This is a genomic window from Pontibacter rugosus, assembly GCF_042678745.1.
Taxonomy (GTDB): Bacteria; Bacteroidota; Bacteroidia; order Cytophagales; family Hymenobacteraceae; genus Pontibacter; species Pontibacter rugosus.
This window is the reverse complement of the sequence record NZ_JBHTLD010000078.1, coordinates 1-20,221: the sequence shown is the minus strand read 5'-3', so window position 1 is coordinate 20,221 and position 20,221 is coordinate 1. Positions and strand designations below refer to the sequence as shown.

The window sequence follows — 20,221 nt, the reverse complement described above, 5'->3', positions numbered from 1 at the left end:
CAGATGTATTGTTTTCGTAATTTTCTATCAAATCATGTTTAGTTTTCATACCACAACTTGATATGAAAATGGAAAGTAAAATCAGTAAGATTGTTCTGTTCATAATTTTAACTGCCACATAACTATAGTATATAAGGAGCTGTTCCGGTTATTGGCCCTTTAGCTGGAGTACTTTGCTCCCAGCAGGTACAGCGCTTTTGCTACTGATAAGATACAACATATCGGCTGCTAACAAACATAAATTGTTTAACCCCTCTATAGTCCACCTAGTTTATTCTCCGGATCATCCGGGATATTCGGGAAGTTCTTTTGGAAAAATGCGCAGAAGTGGGTGAGGGGGCATTCTTCGCACTTAGGACGGCGGGATACGCAGATGTAGCGGCCATGCAGTATAAGCCAATGGTGCGCACGCGACACCAGGTCCTGGGGCAGGTTAGAAACTAATTGTTTTTCTACCTCTAGCGGAGTCTTGGCAGTTTTGGTCACTAAACCCAAGCGCTTGCTCACCCTGAAGACGTGCGTGTCTACGGCCATGGCAGGCTGGTTCCAGATAACCGACACTATCACGTTAGCCGTTTTGCGGCCCACACCCGGTAGCTTTACTAGCTCTTCCACAGTGCTTGGTACCTCAGAGGAAAACTGCTCCACCAGCATCTTTCCCAAGCCAGCCAGATGTTTGGCTTTATTATTTGGGTATGAGATGCTTTTAATGTATGGGAAAATCTCTTCGGGTGTGGCAGCAGCCAGATGCTCAGGCGTTGGGTATGCCTCAAAAAGGGCAGGCGTAACCATGTTCACGCGCTTATCGGTGCACTGGGCGCTCAGTACCACGGCAAGTATAAGCTCGTACGGGTTTGTGTAAGCAAGTTCTGTCTCCGGCTCCGGGAAATGCTCAGTAAAGTAGTCAATCAGGAGCCTGTAACGTTCCTTCTTTAGCATAAAAAAAGTTTGCAGTCGGTTAAGACTGCAAACTTAAGGATTTTGAGTAACTTAAAATGTTATTAACTGCACGTTTGGCAGGTGTTTGAGTCACCTCGTTTAGCAGCTGTTGGAACATTAGCAAATCAGAGCAACCCTCGGCCAACTCGTTATCTTGCATAAACGCTGATTCCAGCTGCGCGCAGGCGTCATCGGCCAACTCGTTGTACACATACTGGATCAGCTCATTCTGAGTAGAGGTTTTTATCATACGCAATATTATGGTTTAGCATCTTCTTCCTCAGGTTGATAAGCGCATAGCGCATACGACCAAGGGCAGTGTTGATGCTTACGCCAGTTGCGTCTGCTATCTCCTGAAAGCTCATTTCTGCATAATGGCGCATCATAAGCACTTCACGCTGCGTTTGGGGCAACGTTTGGATTAGCTCGCGCAAACGAGTATGCGTGTCTTCTTTAATCTGCTGTTGCTCCACGGAGTCTTCAGAGAAAGAAATAGTATTAAACACGCTACTGCTGTCGTCCAGCGTAATCATCGGGCTACGTTTCTCTTTACGGAAATGGTCGATGGCCAGGTTATGGGCAATACGGCATATCCATGAAGAAAACTTGCCTTCCTCGTTATAGCGCCCGCCCTTCATGGTATGGATAGCTTTTATAAAAGCATCCTGCATCAGGTCCTCGGCTGTAAACGAGTCTTTTACAATCAATAAAATAGTAGTGTAGACTTTGTTTTTATGTCTGTTTACTAACTGTTCGAACGCACTTTCATTACCTGCGATGTAGAGGGATACCAATGCGGAATCGCTCATCTGGGTAGTTGTATTCATCTTAAAGCTACATAAAGTTAACGTAGAGCTTTATATCATATTGTTGCGTTTACTAGGTTTAGACAATTTTTTATGGAAGTGTAAATCAAATATAGGTAATGGCTTCTACATGTGCAATAGCCGCCGCTGCTATTCCGTGAAAAATTTGCTACAGCGTATACTTACAGGTGTCTGCCTGCGTTGCGCCAAATGATAAATATTTACTCCTATAAAAGAATGTTTTAATGTAAATCCCAGGTACAGTGCATATAAATTTCAGGTTTAATGGTTCCTGAAACAGCTAACAAACTAAATCCAGCGCTTATAACGCAAGAGGGGCAGTAGCGCTCTTGCTACTGCCCCTTCCGTCAAGCATCTGCTTATAGTGGTTATTCCTGGTCTATCAATGTTAACAGGCCCATCCGCATCTGGAAAATACGTGCAATACTCTTGCCTTTGTGCTTTGCCTCCTCTGCTTTTACTCCTTCAAACAGGCTATCCACTGTTTGGGTAAACAATGCGATCCAACGCGAAAAATGCTCTCGCGCTACTGGCAGGCGCAGGTGCTTCGGGAAAGGCTGCCCTTTGTAGGCCATGCTGCCAAACAGCAGCGAGCTCCAGAAGGTATACATTATCGGCAGGTGATGCTGCCAGTTCACTTTTGCAAAATCGTTAAACACCAGCGACAGTAACTCATCCTGATTTACGCTGTCATAAAACGTGTCTACCAGCAGCTTAACATCTTCTTCGTTTTCTATGTCTCTCTTCATGTTGGTATAAGTATACAGCACCAGCACCTATAGCAAATGCTATTATTATGGGTGTTGGCGTAGTTGTGATCTGTAACAGTTTTTGATAGCACAGCCGCTAACTCAGGCGGGGCTGTATAGACAAAAGTATAAAGCAAGCTCTGCATTAAATATGATATGCATCAGCTTTACCGGAAGCTCTGAAATGAATTGATAGGAATGAACAGGAGGATACCAGCACTACGGCGACAGCCGAAAGTATAAGGCATAAAAAATCCTTCGAAAGAGCTGAGGAATCTTAACGAAGGATAATGAATTAAATGAATGCTGTAGAAGGTTATTTTCTCTTATAGCTCTTCAGCCTGTTTAAGATAAGTAACAGCCTGCGGTTTATATCGCGTTCTTCTACGGGGCTGCATTGAGCGGAAATGTTGTTCGGCTTCTTTAGTTTTGCCTCAACATCCTTCAGGTGGTCCAGGTAGCACTCCAGCGTGGTGCAAGATATGTTTTTAAGGGCACTCTCCTCAACCTTGTTTTCTTTTTTATACTTCAGGTTGATGGCTTTTGCGATCTCCGTGTTAACATATGTCGTCACGTCTTCGTCTGTTGTTATTTCCTGCTGGGACACCTTTCGCTCGATGTTACCCAACAAATCTCTGATGTCCAGTAATCTCATGGAATAAATGTATTTAAATGTTCGATAAATATTTGTCAACGTCTTACAGGCTTTAATTTACGAGGCTTAAAGGCTGGCGTTGTCTTGAAAAATTATAGTTTACACAATAGTAATGTAAGCGCCTGTAATGTAACAGAATAGTAACAGTAAAGTTATGCATGCCTACTATATCACCCCGGGAGGCAGCGCAGCGCTCAGATCAAAAAACTAAAAAAGGGGTGAAATGATATACTTTAATACGATCAGCTTAGTTTCAGAATTGGCTTCTATAGGTATAACTTATTGCAAGCCAATTCTGAAGAACCGCCTTCTATGTATAGGTTCAACAATCAATGTAGAGGAATAGTGCGTATGCGGCATGCATGTAGCCACTCAAGGGCATCATGCTCATTCTCAAAATAACGTACCTGTAATACCCCTTCGTAATTTATTACTTCAGATACCGGAGTAGTTTCTGAAACGATATGCTGCCGTTGCATTGGCGACATCAAATAGGCGATAGTAAGGCCATAAGGTAGCTGTTGCTTTAGGGCAGGCACAAATTCTCTGTCATACCACTCGCGTTCTGCCTCTGTGGAGTTATTGCGGAGGCGGAGGTCATGAAGCCAAAAGCGGGCATGGTGTTTTTTCGCTAGCCTTAGGGCGGCCCAATATCCTTCATGAAATTGGGGAGCAGTTACAAAGGTGTGCCATCGGCAAAAAAGAACATCTAAGTCTCTTCGTAAAGTGAGGTTCAGGAAAGGGAATTCCACATTATCGATGACCGCCATAGGTTCTTGTTATAAAAGTTAAGGCCATACGTTCACAGTATGTATATAAAGCCTATACATACTTACATAAACGCCATAACAATTAGTTTGCAGAGTCTAAAAGAGTATAACGCTCCCGCAGCTCTGTTTCTTGCCAAAGCAACACTTAAACTGCCAGAAGTTACACTTATACGCAGATATTAAAATATAGATATGTGCCGTGCAACTTAGAGGAGTTAAGCCGCAGCTACTTATGCTGGTTTGCCAGATCAGCAGAATAAGGATAACAAGCAATAAGCTGTGTCAGAACAAAGTATAAGTTTCTGACAGATGAAGCTCTAAACAGATGGTGGTTTGCCGTAGCTTTGCATTTGAAAACAAGCGAGACAGGCCCATGAGTAGCAAGCGCACGCACGACCCTTATGCGGTTCTGCGGATTCCGGATTTCAGATTATATGTTTCAGCCAGGCTTTGTATAACCCTGGCCATGCAGATACAGGCAGTAATAGTAGGCTGGCAGATTTACGATATCACCAAAGATCCGCTTTCCTTGGGGCTTATCGGTTTGGCAGAGGCATTGCCTTCCATCATTGTGTCTTTATATGCTGGTTACATTGCCGATGTGGTAGAACGGAAAAAAATCATCGTTTCTGTTATTTCGGTACTCATGCTGTGCTCTGCGGTTTTGCTATACTTTACATTGGATATCAGCCAGGTGCTCTCTACCTCCGGTGCCTGGCCTATCTATGGGGTTATCTTTGTTAGCGGTATTGCCAGAGGCTTTATGGGGCCGGCCGTGTTTTCATTTATGCCGCAGTTGGTAGCTAACAAAGCGCTGTATTCTAACGCTATTACCTGGAGCACCACCACCTGGCAAGCGGCCTCACTGGCAGGGCCTGCTATGGGTGGCCTTATCTACGGCTTCTATGGTATTACTGCAGCTTATGTCACAGATGCCACACTGGTAGCACTCTCGTTAGTGGCTTTTAGTTTTATCGGAAATAAGCCACTGCCTGAGAATGCAGATCCCCAAAACATGATAGACAGCCTGCGCTCAGGGATAAAATTTGTCTTCAGCAACCAGATTATACTTAGTGCTATTTCGCTGGATTTATTTGCGGTGCTGTTTGGCGGGGCAGTAGCCTTACTTCCTGTTTTTGCTTCTGATATTCTGGACATGGGCCCACAGGCCTTAGGATTCATGCGCGCGGCACCAGCCGTAGGCTTTGTGCTGATGGCTATTGTCATGGCTTATCGCCCCATATCGGTAAACGCCGGCAAGAAGATGCTGTGGTGCGTGGCAGGCTTCGGTGTCTGCATTGTGCTGTTCGGACTCTCCAGAAACTTTTGGCTGTCTATGGGGCTTCTGGCGCTCAGCGGTGCTTTTGATAGTATAAGCGTTATCATCCGTTCCACTCTTATTCACACGCTAACTCCTGAATACATGAAGGGGCGCGTATCTTCTGTGAACAACATTTTTGTAGGTTCATCAAACGAAATAGGTGCCTTCGAATCTGGTTTTACCGCCAGACTGATGGGAACAGTGCCAGCCGTTGTATTTGGCGGTGTCATGACATTGGTAGTTGTAGGTGTAACAGCATTCAAGGCAGATAAACTACGTGCCCTGGATCTGGACCCGGCGTAGCCTGCGCTTAAGCGGCAAGTATAAATATGGTTCGGCTGCATGTTCTTACTAAGGCTATGCATGCAGGTGCTAACAGCTGTAGTGGCAATTCATGCTATTATTGCCTGCATAAAAGTTATATGTATGATGTGCGGCAGGTAAACCTATTTAGTTGCAGCCGTGTTAAGATAAGATGCAATTAGCCTCAGTGGCTGCAACAAAGGCCTTCAAAATGAGGTTAGCTATTTGTAACTTTACAGATCAAACTTAAACGAGAACAGGCTGCTGTTTGGCATTATAGCCAGTGGCGGCCCGCTTTGTATGGCAAATATTCCAGATTATAACCTCGACGAACTCGACGCTCGCCAGAACATTATTATAAAAGGGGCACGGGTGCATAACCTGAAAAACCTGAGCGTAGCTCTGCCCCGCAATCAATTCATTGTAATTACTGGCCTCTCCGGCTCCGGTAAGTCTTCTTTGGCTTTTGATACTTTGTATGCCGAAGGGCAGCGCATGTATGTAGAAAGCTTAAGCTCTTATGCCCGCCAGTTCTTGGGCCGTATGGATAAGCCGGATGTGGACTACATCAAAGGTATCAGTCCGGCTATTGCCATCGAGCAGAAGGTAAGTATAAAAAATAACCGCTCTACCGTTGGCACCAGCACTGAGATTTATGATTACCTGAAGCTGCTGTACGCCCGCATTGGCAAAACCTTTTCGCCTGTTTCAGGAGAAGCAGTGAAAAAAGATACGGTAACGGATGTGGTGAACTTTATCTTCTCTTTAGAGGATGAGGCACGTGTAATGATCCTTGCTCCTTTGCGCCTACAGGAAGAGCGCACTCTGGCCAAAGAGCTGGACCTGCTGTTGCAGAAAGGCTACTCCCGTATTTATGCTGATGGGCAGGTATACTTTATAGAGGAACTGCTGGAGCAAAAGAAGACTAAGCTGGGCAAGCAGGTTTATATTTTAGTAGATAGGGCAGTCATCTATAAGAACGATGAAGACCTGCAATTCCGCATTGGGGACTCTGTGCAAACCGCTTTTTTTGAGGGCCACGGCGAGTGCCGTGTGCTGTTTGGGGATGGCGAGGAACGTGTTTTTTCGGATAGGTTTGAGTTAGATGGAATGGTGTTCGAGGAGCCTTCTGTTAATTTCTTCAGCTTTAACAACCCTTACGGTGCCTGCCAGACCTGCGAAGGCTTCGGTAGTGTGCTGGGCATAGATCCGGATCTGGTTATACCAGACAAGAGCCTGACAGTGTATGAAGGAGCCGTAGCGCCCTGGCGTTCTGATAAAATGAACGAGTGGCTGCAGCCCTTGCTCAAGCATGGTATCCGGTTTGATTTTCCGATTCATCGCCCTTACAACGAGCTTTCAGAGGCGGAACAGGAGCTGCTTTGGAACGGAAATAAATATTTTTCTGGCCTCAATGCCTTCTTCAAAGAAATACAATCGCAGACGCACAAGATACAGTACCGGGTGATGCTGTCGCGCTACCGTGGCCGCACCACCTGCCCGGAGTGCCGTGGCTCACGCCTGCGCAAAGATGCCAGCTACGTAAAAGTAGGCGGCAAAAGTATAACCGACCTGGTGCTGATGCCGATTACGCAGGTGCTACCATTCTTTCGAGACCTGGAGCTAACGCAGCATGAGCAGAATGTGGCAGAGCGCCTGGTTATGGAAGTCACTAACCGCTTGAGTTACCTAGAGCGTGTCGGTTTAGGCTACCTTACCCTTAACCGCCTTTCCAATACCTTATCCGGTGGCGAGAGTCAGCGGATAAACCTGGCTACCTCATTAGGTAGTGCTTTGGTGGGATCTATGTATATTCTGGATGAGCCAAGTATAGGCCTGCACCCGAAAGACTCTGAGCAGTTAATTGGTGTACTTCGTACGCTGCAGCAGATCGGTAATACCGTAATCGTGGTGGAGCACGAAGAGGAGATGATGCGTGCAGCAGACCAATTAATCGATATCGGACCAGAAGCAGGTTCGGGTGGTGGAAACCTGATGTTTCAGGGCACATTTGACGAGCTTGCGCAGCATGGGGATACGTATACTGCTAAGTATCTGAGCGGCCGCATGGAAGTGTCGGTTCCAACGCAGCGACGCAAGTGGCGCAATGCTATTGAGATAAGCGGTGCCCGCGAAAACAACCTCAAGAACCTGAACGTGAAAGTGCCACTAGGTGTGATGACGGTGGTAACAGGTGTAAGTGGCTCCGGTAAATCAACCCTGATCAAGAAGATACTTTACCCGGCCATGCAAAAACTGCATGGGAATACAGCAGAGGCAACCGGTAAATTTGATAAGCTGGGCGGTGATTACGGTAAAATTCAGCACGTAGAGTTTGTGGACCAAAACCCAATTGGTAAATCCTCCCGCTCTAACCCGGTAACGTACGTGAAGGCGTATGATGCCATCCGTACCCTTTACGCAGATCAGCCGTTGGCGAAATCGCGCGGCTTTAAGCCATCCCATTTCTCGTTCAACATTGAAGGCGGCCGCTGCGAAGTATGCCAGGGCGAGGGGCAGGTAAAGATAGAGATGCAGTTTATGGCTGATATCTACCTGACTTGCGAAAGCTGCCATGGCAACCGCTTTAAGCACGACGTGCTGGATGTGAAGTATAACGACAAGAGCATCTCCGAAGTTTTGGACATGACCATTGCCGATAGCCTTGGGTTCTTTGCGAATCAGCCAAAGATTATCGAGAAGCTGAAGCCGCTGAATGATGTTGGGTTAGGCTATATCCGCTTAGGTCAGTCGAGCAATACCTTATCGGGTGGTGAGGCGCAACGCGTAAAGCTAGCCTCCTTCTTAACCAAAGGTGCACAGCCGCACCAGGAAAATATCCTGTTCATTTTTGACGAGCCAAGCACTGGCCTGCACTTCCACGACATCAGCAAACTGCTTACGTCCATCAACGCGCTCATCGAAAACGGCAATACTGTTGTCATCATCGAGCACAACATGGACATCGTGAAATGTGCCGACTGGATCATTGACCTCGGCCCCGAAGGAGGCACTAACGGAGGTCACCTGCTGTTTGAAGGCACACCGGAAGAAATGGCAAAGTTAGAAAATAACGATACAGCCAGATTCCTGAAAGGTAGGTTGTAAGCTTTAAATATTAAGTATAAAAGGCCGCTGCAAGTATACATGCAGCGGCCTTTTATACTTAATAAGGCTTTGCAGGATTAATGGATGGACAGGATTGGATAACAACTGCTATAGCTCAAAAGACCTCGTGGCGTCCGAAGGTCCCACGAGCGTCTGGTGGTAAGGCTGTCACTATTTCTAAGTTGATGTTGCAGCCGTTGTCCAAGGAGGGGAGCCTGTAATTTCCGCTGCTGAAATACAACCCTTATGGCTGGTGGTAGAGCCACCTGTCCCTACAGGAAATAAATCCCTCCCTTAAAAACAGAGGAGGGATTTAGCCGAAGTTGCATCAGCGCTGGCTATCTGAGTTGTTCCCAGTCCTTGGGTTGAGCGCCTTGTAGAGTTCCGGTGCCCGTAAGGGCATTGCGACCGAAGGGTAGCAAAGGAAGGCTACACAGCGCGATGCCCGAGGACGAGGCCTCCCGGCCTTGAGGGCTCCAAAGCAAAAGGTGCAACAAGGAGTATTTGTGAGCTGGAGGATGAACGGATGCTAGTAAGGATAGCTTATATGAAGATGCAAAAGCTGTAGCTACAGAGGCAGCCAAGGGCACAAGCGGACACTTGCACCTGTTAGACTAATACTAATCCGCCGCTATACAAGTATGGCTTTTCAAGCCAGTTGAGTTATAAACTCAACATCATTCTAAGACACGAGTTGAAAACTCGCGTCAGCGGAGCGCGTTTTCATCAGAAAAGGAGCGAAAGAAGAAAACAACCATAGCTCATCATGCTATACTTCTAACCAACACATACAAACTCCAGCAGGCGTATACACCAAATTTTCCTATATTGCCGTAAAGCAGCTTAACTGCTAAACCAAGTATAGCTATCATCAAAAAAGATAAAACATGAGAAAAAAAATCGTTGCAGGAAACTGGAAACTAAACAAAACCTACGAGGAGGCGCTTTCGCTGGTATCAGAGATCGAAAATATGGTGAAAGACGAGGTAAACGGTGATGTAACTGTTATTGTGTCGCCTCCTTTTCCGTATCTGCAAAGCGTAGGAAAGCTGGTGCAGGGTAACAGCAAAATGCATTTAGCTGCACAAAATGTAAGTGAACATGATAGCGGCGCCTATACCGGTGAGGTGTCGGCAGCCATGTTAAAGTCAGTAGGGGTAGAGTACGTGATAATCGGACATAGTGAGCGCCGCCTGTACCACCACGAAGATGCGCAGACTCTCTATAAAAAATTGAAAGCAGCTATCGCCAACGGCATGAAACCAATTTTCTGCTGTGGCGAGCCGTTGGAAGAACGCGATGCTGAGCGCCATTTCGAGTATGTGGGCAAACAACTGCACGATAGTCTTTCTTACCTCAGCAACGAGGAGTTTGATCAGGTGGTAGTGGCATATGAGCCGATCTGGGCGATTGGCACCGGCCGCACGGCCAGCAGCCAGCAGGCGCAGGAAATGCACGAGTACATTAGAGAGCAGCTATCCCGAATGTTTGATGCAGCGGCTGCCCACAACACTTCCATACTCTATGGAGGAAGCTGTAATCCTGGCAATGCGCAGGAGTTGTTTTCACAGGCTGATGTGGACGGAGGCCTGATTGGAGGCGCCTCTCTCAAGTCCCGAGACTTCACTGATATTATCAAGTCTTTCTAGAAAGAGTAAAGATAAAGTACAAAAAAGGCTGCTGATCTACTTGATTAGCAGCCTTTTTTCGTAAATTGGGCCTAAATCAGAACAAATTTATAATTATGCAGATACTGTTCATGTTATGGATATCGCTGCTGCCTTACCTGAAACCTGCTCCGGCTGTTTCAGCAGCAGGTCGTAACCATTGCCAAGTATACGGTGCTGTGTACTTAGAGCGGGATCCGATGTACAGAAGTACCGCCTCCCACATTGTATTTATTGGTGAAGAAGAGGCCTTTGCCGATATGGTTGTATTCCGTGAAAGCAACAAGCTTTTTGCCGATGCCCCTGCTATCTGGTACATCACCCCGAACAAAGCCTTTGCCTCTCATATTCTGTATGTAACAGACAAACCTCATTTAGCTGATTTTACCGTGCACTTTACTGATGTGCGGGCTATTGCCACTTGCCGCGACTAATTTTTACCATGGATTTTATAGAAGTAACCCTTACCGTTAACGCAGATTTTGCGGACATCATGACAGCCGAGCTCGGAGAGCTGGGTTTTGATGCCTTTGTAGAGACAGAAGATGGCTTCAGTGCCTACATCGAAGAAGACAAGTATAGCCAGCAGGACCTGGACGACACCCTTAGCCGCTATACTGATTTTGTGCAGGCAACGTATTCGGTCCAGAAGATCGAGCGCCAGAACTGGAACGAAGAGTGGGAACGCAACTTTGAGCCGCTGTTTATTGGCGGAGAAGTATCCGTACGTGCTTCGTTTCACGAGAAGCCAGCCAATGCGAAGTATGACATCGTGATTAACCCGAAAATGTCGTTCGGCACGGGCCACCACGAAACCACCACCCTCATGATTGAGAACCAGCTAACGCTGAACCACCAGAACAAGCGCGTGCTGGACATGGGCTGCGGCACCGGAATCTTAGCCATTATGGCTGGCGAACTAGGAGCAGCAGAGATTGTGGCCGTGGAGATAGAAGACTGGACAGTAGAGAATGCCCGCGAAAATGCCGAGTTGAACAACTACGTAAGTATAGATGTGCGTTTAGGCGGAGCTGAGACTATTGAAGGCGAAGCACCTTTTGATATTATACTTGCCAACATCAACCGAAATGTTCTGTTAGAAGACATGCCTGCTTATAAAGCAGTGCTAAAGCCACAGGGCTGGCTGCTGCTAAGCGGCTTTTACACCGAAGACCTGCCTGTACTGCAGCAGCGCTGCGAAGAGCTAGGGCTGGCATATCAATCCCATCGTGTAAAAAACAACTGGGTGTCTGCCTTATTCAAAGCCTAATTACCATTTTACTAGTACCCATATGAAACAACTTTTACCCTTCCTATTATTTTTGACAGTCCTGACAGCGCAGGCACAAACAAAGCTTTCGAAAGAGCCTGCTAACTTTGTGGGCGAGGTAAAGGCGATGCTGTTGGCGGGTAAGGTTGAAAATGCCGAAGCACTTTCTGCCAGTCTGGATGAAGTATGGAACAGCGGTAAATTGTCTGCTGCCCAGAAAAATGAGGTGATGGAAATTGCGCAGCAAATGTACCGCAAGCGTTTCCGTGCCAACCCGCATTTCGCTAACTTTTTTACGACTCTAACGGCCGGTATACAACAGCAGAACCTGCGCCCTAACCAGCTCGATAACTTGCTGGAGGTTACGTCTAAAGCTATACAGCACGAGGATAGCAAGAAGTTAGAGCAGTTTTTGAGCACAACCAGCCTTTACCTGAGTCAGAACCGCCTGTATCAGAATGCACACTACAAGCTGCTTGCCACTGGCGGCAGCTTTAGCTTTGCTTATGAAGGTGCGAGCAAAGCTACTGATGATAATGCCAGCGAGGCGAACGGCTGGGGAAACATCTCGTGGGATGATGAAGTTAATGAGCAAGGCGAAGTGCTGGCAGATGATGGCTGGGGCGCAGTAGTGGAGCAACCCAAAAAAGTAGATAAGCAAAAAGCAGCACAGAAACGGAAAGAGAGCCTGAAGCAGCAGTTTATACCTGCCATGCCCAAGGTGTCTGGCCCTGTCCTGAAGCTGGACAAAGTTACCCTTATGTTCGTGACAGCCTGGGATTCAACAGCTATTCATAACACAAATGGGCAGCTTATGCTGTCGAACAATGTGTTTGTAGGCGAGGGAGGAGAGTATAAATGGGAAGTAAACAAGCAGCCTGCCTTAGCGGAGCTAAGCAAGTATTCCTTTACCACCAGCTTTGCCGGTTTTAAGGCAGCTGATGTTAAAGTTAATTATCCTGCCGTGCTGGCCGTGCCTGTAGATGGCACTTTAGAATGGATCAGCAGCAAGCGTAAGACAGGTAATTATCCTTATCCTAAATTCACTTCTTTTACCAATGATGCCAAGCTGAATAACTTAGGTAATAACATAGCCTATACAGGTGGCTTTTCATTGATCGGTAACCAGGTAGGCACCCGCCCGCTTGATGGCAGTTTGTCGCAGATAGTGGTATCACAAAACGGCACCAAAAAATTCCGTTCGTTGGCGCGGTTCTATATTCTGGAAGACTCGCTGGTGCTGGCTAGCCGCTCCGCTGTCAGTATTTACCAGGGCCAGGACTCGCTGACGCATCCGGCCATGCAGATACGCTATTCCCGCATCACAAACGACCTTACCCTAACCAAAGACAAAGGTCCTTATGCCCGCACATCCTTCTTCGATACGTACCATAAACTAGAGATCACGGCAGAGCGGCTACACTGGAACCTGAACAAGCCTGAAATAGACTTTTCTATCTTAAACACCAAAACACTTATTCCGGTACAGCTTGAGTCTGTCGAGTACTATTCAAACGCTCGGTATCAGCAATTAGTAGGGGTAGCGCCGTTTCACCCTTTGCAAATACTGGTGGGGCATGGCTCTAAAGCAAAAACAAGTACGTTTTATGCCGCTGATGTGGCCCGTACTACCCGCCTAAGCGAAGCCGCTGTGCGTGAGGCTGCCTTAGCAATGTCTCATCAGGGGTATGTAAGCTATGATCCGGCTTCGGGTTATATACAGCTTAAACCAAAGGCATGGCATTATGTAGGGGCATCCCGCGATCTGAATGATTATGACCACCTGGTAATAAAATCTGTGATGCCATCTGGCCGTAACGCTACCCTCAATCTGGAAACAAACAAGCTTACTGTAAGAGGAGTAAGTAAGATCACTTTCAATAACGATACCGCCAGTGTATACATTGAGCCACGCCGAGAAGAAATCCACATCCTTAAAAACCGGGATATTGAGTTTGACGGGAATGTTTATGCCAGCCGTCTTGCATTTAGAGGAACAGCTTTTAAGTTTGACTATAATGGGTTCTTTATAGACCTGGCCAAGCTAGATACAATTGCCCTGGTTTCTAAAAAGCGCAGATCCAGAACAGGAGAGGCATCAGATCAGGTGCTAACCAGTAATAGCGGCAAGCTTTCCGGTAAGCTGTACATCAACAAGCCTAACAACAAGTCCGGTGAAAAGCACCTGGCCGATTATCCTAAGTTTGATGCCGTGGAAGGAGCACAGGTAGCCTTTGCCCGCCCAGATGTGGCAGGAGGAGCTTATGATAGCACTGTTTTCTTCGATATGCCACCGTTTAAACTGGATAGCTTGAGCTCAGGTAAAGGAGCCGTTACTTTTGATGGCACGTTTAACTCTGGAGGTATTTTTCCCCCAATAAAGGCTAAACTGCAGATGATGCCTGACGAAACATTGGGCTTCTACTACCAACCTTCAGCCAAGGGCCTGCCTGCTTATGGCGGCAAAGGAGTTGTATATGACACAATTATGATGGACTCTGAAGGTATTCAGAGCAAGGGCACCTTAAAATATCTATCGGCTACGCTGGAGGCGAACAAGTATACTTACTTTAAAAACGGCGCTGTTGTAAAAGGTGGCAAAACCGCTACCATAGCAGAAAGCAAAAGCAGCGGTATAGAGTATCCTGTTGCCAGCATCACGAACTTCGACATGAACTGGCAGCCACAGGCCGACACCATGTACCTTCAGACGGCTAATGACCCAATGAACATCTATAAGGAGGGCTACACTTTTAAAGGTGTGGCTAAATTGGCACCGGGAGGTTTATACGGAAGTGGTGTGCTGGATAACGAGAAAGCCAATGTAACATCTGCCAAGCTACACTTCAAGCAACGTGACTTTAGCGGAAACAATGCGCAGATGCTGGTAAAGTCTGATGTAGCCGGAAGACCCGCCGTTAAAGCGCAGGATGTGGCATTTACCTATGACATGACCAAGGGCTTTGTGGATTTTGAGAGCGAGCAGAAGGGGGTGGCAAGTATAGAATTTCCGAAGGCGCAGTACAAGACCTCGATGAGCAGCGCCCGCTGGGACATGAATAAGCAGACGGTAAGCCTGAAAGCAGACGGGAACGGTGCCAGTAACTGGTTCTTTTCGCAGCACCCAGAGCAGGAAGGCCTTAAGTTTATGGCAGCAAGAGGCGAGTATAATTTGCAGGACAATACCCTGCGTGCAGGAGGAGTGCCTCACATTGCTGTAGCAGATACTTATGTGATACCTGATAGTGGCAAGGTGGCCGTCTCTGCTGATGCAACTATACGAACCTTACGTAATGCCCGCGTGCTGGCAGATACAGTGCAGCAGCACCACAAGCTGTATGCCGGCAACATTGATGTGCTGTCGCGGCTGGCATTTAAAGGCGATGCGCTTAACAGTTATTATAATGCAGCCGGAGACTCCTTTAAGCTAAGATTTGTTGATTTTACTTACGGTAACCCGCAGCAGAAAAAGAAGCCGATTTATACGTTTGCCACTGCAAACATGGAGGAGGGGCAGCCGTTTTACATTTTTCCGAGGATTATGTACCGTGGCAAAGTTACCCTGCATGCACCTAACCGGTACATGAACTTTGATGGGGACCTGAAACTTAATTTTACAGGCAATCCAACCGATTCAGATTGGTTCCCTTACAAGAAAGACACGCTGAATCCTGCAAACGTCCGCATCCCGATTATTAAGCCAAAAGCTACAGATGGCACACCATTGCTAACAGGCTTACATATGTCTGCTGATTCAAAGCTGTACAACACTTTTGTTTCTAAAAAGCAGGCAGATCAAGACTTAGACCTGTTTACAGTAGACGGGCTGCTGTCTTACAACAAAGAAAAGCAGGAGTTTAAAATCGGCCGGGAGGCGCGTGCCTATGCTGATTCGTACGAAGGGAACGTCTTGTTGTATAACGAAGCGACGAATGCCATTCACTTTGAAGGGAAGCTGAACTTACTGAAGCCAAACAAAAACTTTAAAGTAGAAGCCTCTGGTAGCGGTGACGCGAATGTGGATAGCAGTGCTTATAAGCTCAAAACTTTCCTGGCATTTGACCTGGACATGCCGAAGCAAGCATTAACTGCCATGGCCGAAAACCTGCGGGGCAATGCCGCTGGTGCCGTTGAAGGTATAAACAGTGCCGATGAGACTATCTATTACAGGCTGGCTGAGTTTATCGGTGATAAGGATGCGCGCAAGTATAAGGCGCAGTCGGCGCTGGCGTATGTGCCGCTGCCGGAGTTGTCCAGAAACCTGCAGCGCAGCCTGCTGCTGAATGATGTAGACTTAGTGTGGTCAAAAGAGCAGAAAGCCTGGTACAGTAAAGGTGGCATTAGCGTAGCCAGCAGCATGAAAGATGATATCAATGCACGCATGGATGGCTATCTGGAGATGAAGCAGGACATGAACGGGGAGCCAGTTGTTAATTTATACTTGCAGGCAGACCCGTATACCTGGTACTACTTTAGCTTCTTCGAGAATGGTTTAAGTATGGCTTCTTCAGATGATAAGTTTAATAAAGCCGTTCGTTCTAAATCAAAAGGTAGCCGGGGCGTTGCTACCAAGTATGGCATCTACCAGGGGCAGCCAATTGAGAAAAATCAATTCCTGAACTACTTCCAGACTACCTACTTGTCTGGCAAAGAGGGTATTAAAGTAATGCCGGAACAGGTGGTAAACGAGCCAACAGGAAACTTTGATTTTATATCGGAAGATGACGCTAAAAAAGATAAAAAGAAGAAGCGCAAAAAAGACAAGAACGAGGGCGAGGAGCAAAGCATAGATATAGACCTTCAGTAACCAGTAAGCAAGCAAAAAGCGTATACAGGTAAAGAAAGGCTTAATTTTGGAGAGTAAATCAAGTTTTGCCTATATTTGGGCTTCTTTCTGCTGCGTATTTTGTGCCGGTGTAAGCTCGTGGTGCAGCAGGCAGTAAGTCAGCCTTGACTTTAAAATTTCACACATGGATATACTTTTGATTGCTTTTCTGGCAGTAGCCGCTTACCTGATTGGTTCGATCTGCTCGGCCGTTTGGATAGGCAAAGCGTATTACGGCATTGATGTGCGGCAGCACGGCAGCGGCAACTCAGGTGCTACCAATACCTTTCGTGTGCTGGGCAAAAAGCCTGGAGCAGTAGTGATGCTACTGGATATCTTCAAGGGCTGGACAGCTACTTCGCTGGCAGGCTTTCTGGTTATCTTCAATGCTATAGAAGCAGAGCAATTAATCGTTTTTCAGCTTATTTATGGTGCGTTTGGTGTACTGGGGCATATCTTTCCGGTATACGAGCGCTTCAAGGGTGGTAAGGGTGTGGCTACATTGCTGGGGATGATGCTGGCCATTGAGCCCGTGGTAGCCCTCATGTGTATTGCCATCTTTGTTATAGTACTCTTTACCTCTAAGTATGTGTCATTGGGGTCCATGATTGCGGCACTTGCTTTTCCGCTACTGTTGTTGTTGCCGCGCTTCCATCCGGAGAATCCGATCCTGATTATTTTCGGCTTCATACTCTTTGCCGTAGTGGTGCTCACACACCGCAAAAACATTAATAGGCTGCTAACCGGGGAAGAAAGTAAAGCCAACATTAAGCTGGGGCGCAAGCGCTAGAAAACATATATCAAGTATAAAAAGATATTGAAAAGCCATCCTGCTAAGCAAGGGTGGCTTTTTTTTGTAACTTTACTTTAACTCAAACCACAAGTAACAGCATGATAAACCAATATATTCACGACAACAAAGACCGTTTTATAAACGAGCTACTTGATATGTTGCGCATTCCGTCTGTGAGTGCCGATAAAAAGTTTAAAGCAGATGTGCTACGCACGGCAGAATTTGTGCAGGCGCGCCTGGCAGAGGCTGGAGCTGATAAAGTAGAACTAGTGGAAACAGCAGGCAACCCGGTAGTATACGGCGAGAAAATAATAGATCCGAGCCTGCCAACGGTGTTGGTATACGGCCACTATGATGTGCAGCCTGCCGACCCATACGAGCTTTGGAACTCACCTCCGTTTGAGCCGGTGATAAAAGACGGCAACATTTACGCCCGCGGTGCCTGCGATGACAAAGGCCAGATGTACATGCACGTAAAGGCTTTTGAGACGATGGTGAAGACCAACACCCTAGCCTGTAACGTGAAGTTCATGATTGAGGGAGAAGAAGAAATCGGCTCTGTAAACCTGGCCACCTTTGTGCGCGAAAACAAAAACCGCCTGCAAGGTGATGTGATATTGATTTCTGACACAGGCATGCTAGGTAACGATACGCCCTCTATCACCACTGGATTGCGTGGCATGAGCTATGTAGAGGTTGAAGTAACAGGCCCTAACCGCGATCTGCATTCTGGTTTGTACGGAGGAGCCGTGGCTAACCCTATCAATATCCTTTGCCAGATGATTGCCTCTATGCATGATGAGAACAACCATATCACCATACCTGGTTTTTATGACAATGTGCAGGAGCTAACGCAGGAAGAACGTGCAGAAATGGCTCGCGCCCCATTTAACCTGGAGAAGTATAAAAAGGCTATCGGGCTGAGCGATGTGCACGGCGAAGAAGGTTATGTAACGATGGAACGCAATTCTATCCGCCCAACTCTGGATGTAAACGGCATCTGGGGTGGCTATACTGGCGAAGGAGCCAAAACTGTGATTGCTTCTAAAGCTTATGCTAAAATTTCGATGCGCCTGGTGCCAAACCAGTCTTCAGAAGAAATAACCGAGAAGTTTAAGAAGCATTTTGAAAGTATAGCACCTAAAAGTGTAACGGTAGAGGTAAAGCCGCATCACGGTGGTGAGCCTGTGGTAACACCAACTGATTCGGCAGCTTACCAGGCAGCCTCTAAAGCTTACGAAGAAACCTTTGGTGTAAAGCCAGTGCCGGTGCGTAGCGGAGGTTCTATCCCGATTGTCGCTATGTTTAAATCAGAATTAGGTCTTGATTCTGTGCTGATGGGCTTTGGCTTGGATACAGATGCTATCCACTCTCCAAATGAACACTTTGGAGTGTTTAACTACATGAAAGGTATCGAGACTATTCCGCTGTTTTACAAACACTTTGCCGACATGAAGTAATTGCTCCAGAATGAAACTGGAAGTATACACAAAGCCTGGCTATACATTAGCCGGGCTTTGTGCTTTTACCGGAACATCATTTCGTCTGTTGTGCGGGGCCGCAGGAGGTAGCCTATACTTAATTTAAAGCCAAAGTTTTTTTGATCCAGCTCTTTTGAGAAGGAAGTAAGGCCCCCTGTGTTATGTAAGCTCATGAAAAAGCCATTGTCTAACTGCAAACCTACACCTATAGTATAGCCGTAGTCCCAGCGGTTAAAATCATCAATGCCTATAGCATAACTCCCCAGTACGGCGGGTTCAGGGCTTGATGCAGTACTGCTTTCTACGCGGTCTACATCTACATTCTCAGCTATCAGGTAACCTACATAAGGACCACCTTCAGCAAACAACCCACCTTTCTGTATCTTTAGCATAATGGGTAGGGTGGCATAATGCAGCCGGTGGTCGCCCCGCAGCAGTTCGGTTGTGCTCAAAGTATAATCATCATACACAAAGCCCTTTTGCTCATACAGCAGTTCAGCTTGCAAAGCCAGTCGCGACACAAATTCATAGCTCACAATGAAGCCCCCGTGCAGACCCGCTAAGTTATTAGAGTAGTCAGAAGAGCCATCATCGCCTTGCATGCGGGTAAAGTTGCCTCCCACCTTGGCACCAAAGCGGGTAAACTGTGCCTGTGCCCACAGTGTTGGGGCTAGTATAAGTAAGAAAAGTAGTAATGTCTTTTTCATAGTGTAAGGTATACATGAGCATTACCTGTTTTACTGCAATCAGTCTCTATTGGTTTAAGGGCATAAAAAAACAGCCTGACCATATGGTCAGGCTGTTTTTTTATGCTTGTGAAAAATTACTTCGTTAAAGATAAACCAACTGTCAGCATGAAAACTGAGTTTCTGGCGTTTCTAACGTTCTCTTCACCAAAGTAGTTATCAGGAGTATCATCAACAAAGTCGTTAAAGCTACCATTGTAGCGCACACCTATGCTGAAGCGACCGCCTGTCGTAAACCCAACACCAGCCACATAGCCTAGCTCAAACTTTTTCATGTTGTCTCTATCTAACTCAGTTGTTGAAGAGGTAACAAGATCATCATTAAGATAAACTCTGGTTTCATCTTTCATACTTAACAGATACGATGCCTGCGGACCAGCCTCAAAATAAATCGGGCCTGCCGTAATTTTAGCTAGTACCGGTAAATCGATATAAGCTGAGTTAATTTTACCTTCATTACGATAGGACAGATTATTGATTGTATACTCGCTATCGTCATACTTGAATCCTTTTGTAGAGTATAATAACTCAGGCTGAACATAGAAGAAATTTTCCACAACCGGAATTCCTAAGGTGATACCAGCATGAAAGCCAAACTTGTTTTTATAGAGGTCTTCATTTTGTAGATCCCCTTCAACATTAGAGAGGTTTGCTCCGCCTCTAATACCTAAACCCGACTGAGCCTGCGCCATGCCAAACGTAGCCAGGGCAATTGTTAATGATAATAATAGCTTCTTCATAATTGTTGTAGTTTAAACGTATATGCT

At 46.5% G+C, this 20,221-nt stretch carries 16 protein-coding genes; 8 read left to right on the top strand and 8 right to left on the bottom strand.

Going from position 1 to position 20,221, the window contains the following annotated elements; genetic code table 11:
• Positions 1 to 255: 255 nt before the first annotated feature.
• The 6 genes from nth to ACFQ2O_RS10210 all read right to left on the bottom strand — a co-directional run bounded on the left by nth (position 256) and on the right by ACFQ2O_RS10210 (position 3,940).
• Positions 256 to 939, bottom strand: a complete 684-nt coding sequence (gene nth / locus ACFQ2O_RS10235; protein ID WP_377526840.1) for an endonuclease III — start codon at positions 937 to 939, stop codon at positions 256 to 258.
• A 19-nt stretch (positions 940 to 958) separates the two neighbouring features.
• The gene (locus ACFQ2O_RS10230) at positions 959 to 1,189 is read right to left on the bottom strand and encodes a hypothetical protein (protein ID WP_377526835.1); all 231 of its coding nucleotides are present in this window, start codon (positions 1,187 to 1,189) and stop codon (positions 959 to 961) included.
• Positions 1,164 to 1,766 (bottom strand): RNA polymerase sigma factor, encoded by a 603-nt coding sequence (locus ACFQ2O_RS10225; RefSeq protein ID WP_377526830.1) that lies wholly within the window; start codon positions 1,764 to 1,766, stop codon positions 1,164 to 1,166. The genes ACFQ2O_RS10230 and ACFQ2O_RS10225 overlap by 26 nt, the downstream gene beginning before the upstream one ends.
• Before the next feature lie 368 nt (positions 1,767 to 2,134).
• Complete coding sequence (locus ACFQ2O_RS10220; RefSeq protein ID WP_377526825.1) at positions 2,135 to 2,515, bottom strand: group III truncated hemoglobin; 381 nt, start codon at positions 2,513 to 2,515, stop codon at positions 2,135 to 2,137.
• A 316-nt stretch (positions 2,516 to 2,831) separates the two neighbouring features.
• Positions 2,832 to 3,170 (bottom strand): hypothetical protein, encoded by a 339-nt coding sequence (locus ACFQ2O_RS10215; RefSeq protein ID WP_377526821.1) that lies wholly within the window; start codon positions 3,168 to 3,170, stop codon positions 2,832 to 2,834.
• A 329-nt stretch (positions 3,171 to 3,499) separates the two neighbouring features.
• On the bottom strand, positions 3,500 to 3,940 hold the full coding sequence (locus ACFQ2O_RS10210) for a hypothetical protein (protein WP_377526816.1): 441 nt from the start codon (positions 3,938 to 3,940) through the stop codon (positions 3,500 to 3,502).
• Between the two features lie 373 nt (positions 3,941 to 4,313).
• Between ACFQ2O_RS10210 and ACFQ2O_RS10205 the strand changes: the two genes are divergently transcribed.
• The 8 genes from ACFQ2O_RS10205 (at position 4,314) to ACFQ2O_RS10170 (ending at position 18,687) form a co-directional block, all read left to right on the top strand.
• A complete protein-coding gene (locus ACFQ2O_RS10205; protein WP_377526811.1) occupies positions 4,314 to 5,564 on the top strand; it encodes an MFS transporter in 1,251 nt (416 codons plus the stop codon).
• A gap of 300 nt (positions 5,565 to 5,864) precedes the next feature.
• Complete coding sequence (gene uvrA / locus ACFQ2O_RS10200) at positions 5,865 to 8,672, top strand: excinuclease ABC subunit UvrA (protein ID WP_377526806.1); 2,808 nt, start codon at positions 5,865 to 5,867, stop codon at positions 8,670 to 8,672.
• 887 nt (positions 8,673 to 9,559) lie between these two features.
• Complete coding sequence (gene tpiA / locus ACFQ2O_RS10195; protein WP_377526801.1) at positions 9,560 to 10,321, top strand: triose-phosphate isomerase; 762 nt, start codon at positions 9,560 to 9,562, stop codon at positions 10,319 to 10,321.
• A 95-nt stretch (positions 10,322 to 10,416) separates the two neighbouring features.
• Positions 10,417 to 10,773: a hypothetical protein gene (locus ACFQ2O_RS10190; RefSeq protein ID WP_377526795.1), complete on the top strand. Its 357-nt coding sequence runs from the start codon at positions 10,417 to 10,419 to the stop codon at positions 10,771 to 10,773.
• Between the two features lie 8 nt (positions 10,774 to 10,781).
• Positions 10,782 to 11,609, top strand: a complete 828-nt coding sequence (prmA, locus tag ACFQ2O_RS10185; RefSeq protein WP_377526789.1) for a 50S ribosomal protein L11 methyltransferase — start codon at positions 10,782 to 10,784, stop codon at positions 11,607 to 11,609.
• Positions 11,610 to 11,631: 22 nt separating this feature from the next.
• On the top strand, positions 11,632 to 16,416 hold the full coding sequence (locus ACFQ2O_RS10180) for a hypothetical protein (protein ID WP_377526783.1): 4,785 nt from the start codon (positions 11,632 to 11,634) through the stop codon (positions 16,414 to 16,416).
• A gap of 163 nt (positions 16,417 to 16,579) precedes the next feature.
• Positions 16,580 to 17,224, top strand: coding sequence for a glycerol-3-phosphate 1-O-acyltransferase PlsY (plsY, locus tag ACFQ2O_RS10175; protein WP_377526779.1), 645 nt, complete (start codon positions 16,580 to 16,582; stop codon positions 17,222 to 17,224).
• Between the two features lie 53 nt (positions 17,225 to 17,277).
• Complete coding sequence (locus tag ACFQ2O_RS10170) at positions 17,278 to 18,687, top strand: dipeptidase (protein WP_377526775.1); 1,410 nt, start codon at positions 17,278 to 17,280, stop codon at positions 18,685 to 18,687.
• A 65-nt stretch (positions 18,688 to 18,752) separates the two neighbouring features.
• Here the strand turns inward: ACFQ2O_RS10170 and ACFQ2O_RS10165 are convergent, their stop codons facing one another.
• Both ACFQ2O_RS10165 and ACFQ2O_RS10160 read right to left on the bottom strand, forming a co-directional pair.
• Positions 18,753 to 19,415 (bottom strand): porin family protein, encoded by a 663-nt coding sequence (locus ACFQ2O_RS10165; protein WP_377526772.1) that lies wholly within the window; start codon positions 19,413 to 19,415, stop codon positions 18,753 to 18,755.
• A gap of 116 nt (positions 19,416 to 19,531) precedes the next feature.
• Positions 19,532 to 20,194 carry a porin family protein gene (locus tag ACFQ2O_RS10160; protein ID WP_377526767.1) on the bottom strand — a complete coding sequence of 221 codons (663 nt, stop codon included), beginning with the start codon at positions 20,192 to 20,194 and terminating at the stop codon, positions 19,532 to 19,534.
• Positions 20,195 to 20,221: the final 27 nt, after the last annotated feature.

Coding starts and splice junctions, on each gene's coding strand:
- nth (WP_377526840.1), bottom strand. CDS start 939: ATGCTAAAGAAGGAACGTTACAGGCTCCTGATTGACTACTTTACTGAG.
- ACFQ2O_RS10230 (WP_377526835.1), bottom strand. CDS start 1,189: ATGATAAAAACCTCTACTCAGAATGAGCTGATCCAGTATGTGTACAAC.
- ACFQ2O_RS10225 (WP_377526830.1), bottom strand. CDS start 1,766: ATGAATACAACTACCCAGATGAGCGATTCCGCATTGGTATCCCTCTAC.
- ACFQ2O_RS10220 (WP_377526825.1), bottom strand. CDS start 2,515: ATGAAGAGAGACATAGAAAACGAAGAAGATGTTAAGCTGCTGGTAGAC.
- ACFQ2O_RS10215 (WP_377526821.1), bottom strand. CDS start 3,170: ATGAGATTACTGGACATCAGAGATTTGTTGGGTAACATCGAGCGAAAG.
- ACFQ2O_RS10210 (WP_377526816.1), bottom strand. CDS start 3,940: ATGGCGGTCATCGATAATGTGGAATTCCCTTTCCTGAACCTCACTTTA.
- ACFQ2O_RS10205 (WP_377526811.1), top strand. CDS start 4,314: ATGAGTAGCAAGCGCACGCACGACCCTTATGCGGTTCTGCGGATTCCG.
- uvrA (WP_377526806.1), top strand. CDS start 5,865: ATGGCAAATATTCCAGATTATAACCTCGACGAACTCGACGCTCGCCAG.
- tpiA (WP_377526801.1), top strand. CDS start 9,560: ATGAGAAAAAAAATCGTTGCAGGAAACTGGAAACTAAACAAAACCTAC.
- ACFQ2O_RS10190 (WP_377526795.1), top strand. CDS start 10,417: ATGCAGATACTGTTCATGTTATGGATATCGCTGCTGCCTTACCTGAAA.
- prmA (WP_377526789.1), top strand. CDS start 10,782: ATGGATTTTATAGAAGTAACCCTTACCGTTAACGCAGATTTTGCGGAC.
- ACFQ2O_RS10180 (WP_377526783.1), top strand. CDS start 11,632: ATGAAACAACTTTTACCCTTCCTATTATTTTTGACAGTCCTGACAGCG.
- plsY (WP_377526779.1), top strand. CDS start 16,580: ATGGATATACTTTTGATTGCTTTTCTGGCAGTAGCCGCTTACCTGATT.
- ACFQ2O_RS10165 (WP_377526772.1), bottom strand. CDS start 19,415: ATGAAAAAGACATTACTACTTTTCTTACTTATACTAGCCCCAACACTG.
- ACFQ2O_RS10160 (WP_377526767.1), bottom strand. CDS start 20,194: ATGAAGAAGCTATTATTATCATTAACAATTGCCCTGGCTACGTTTGGC.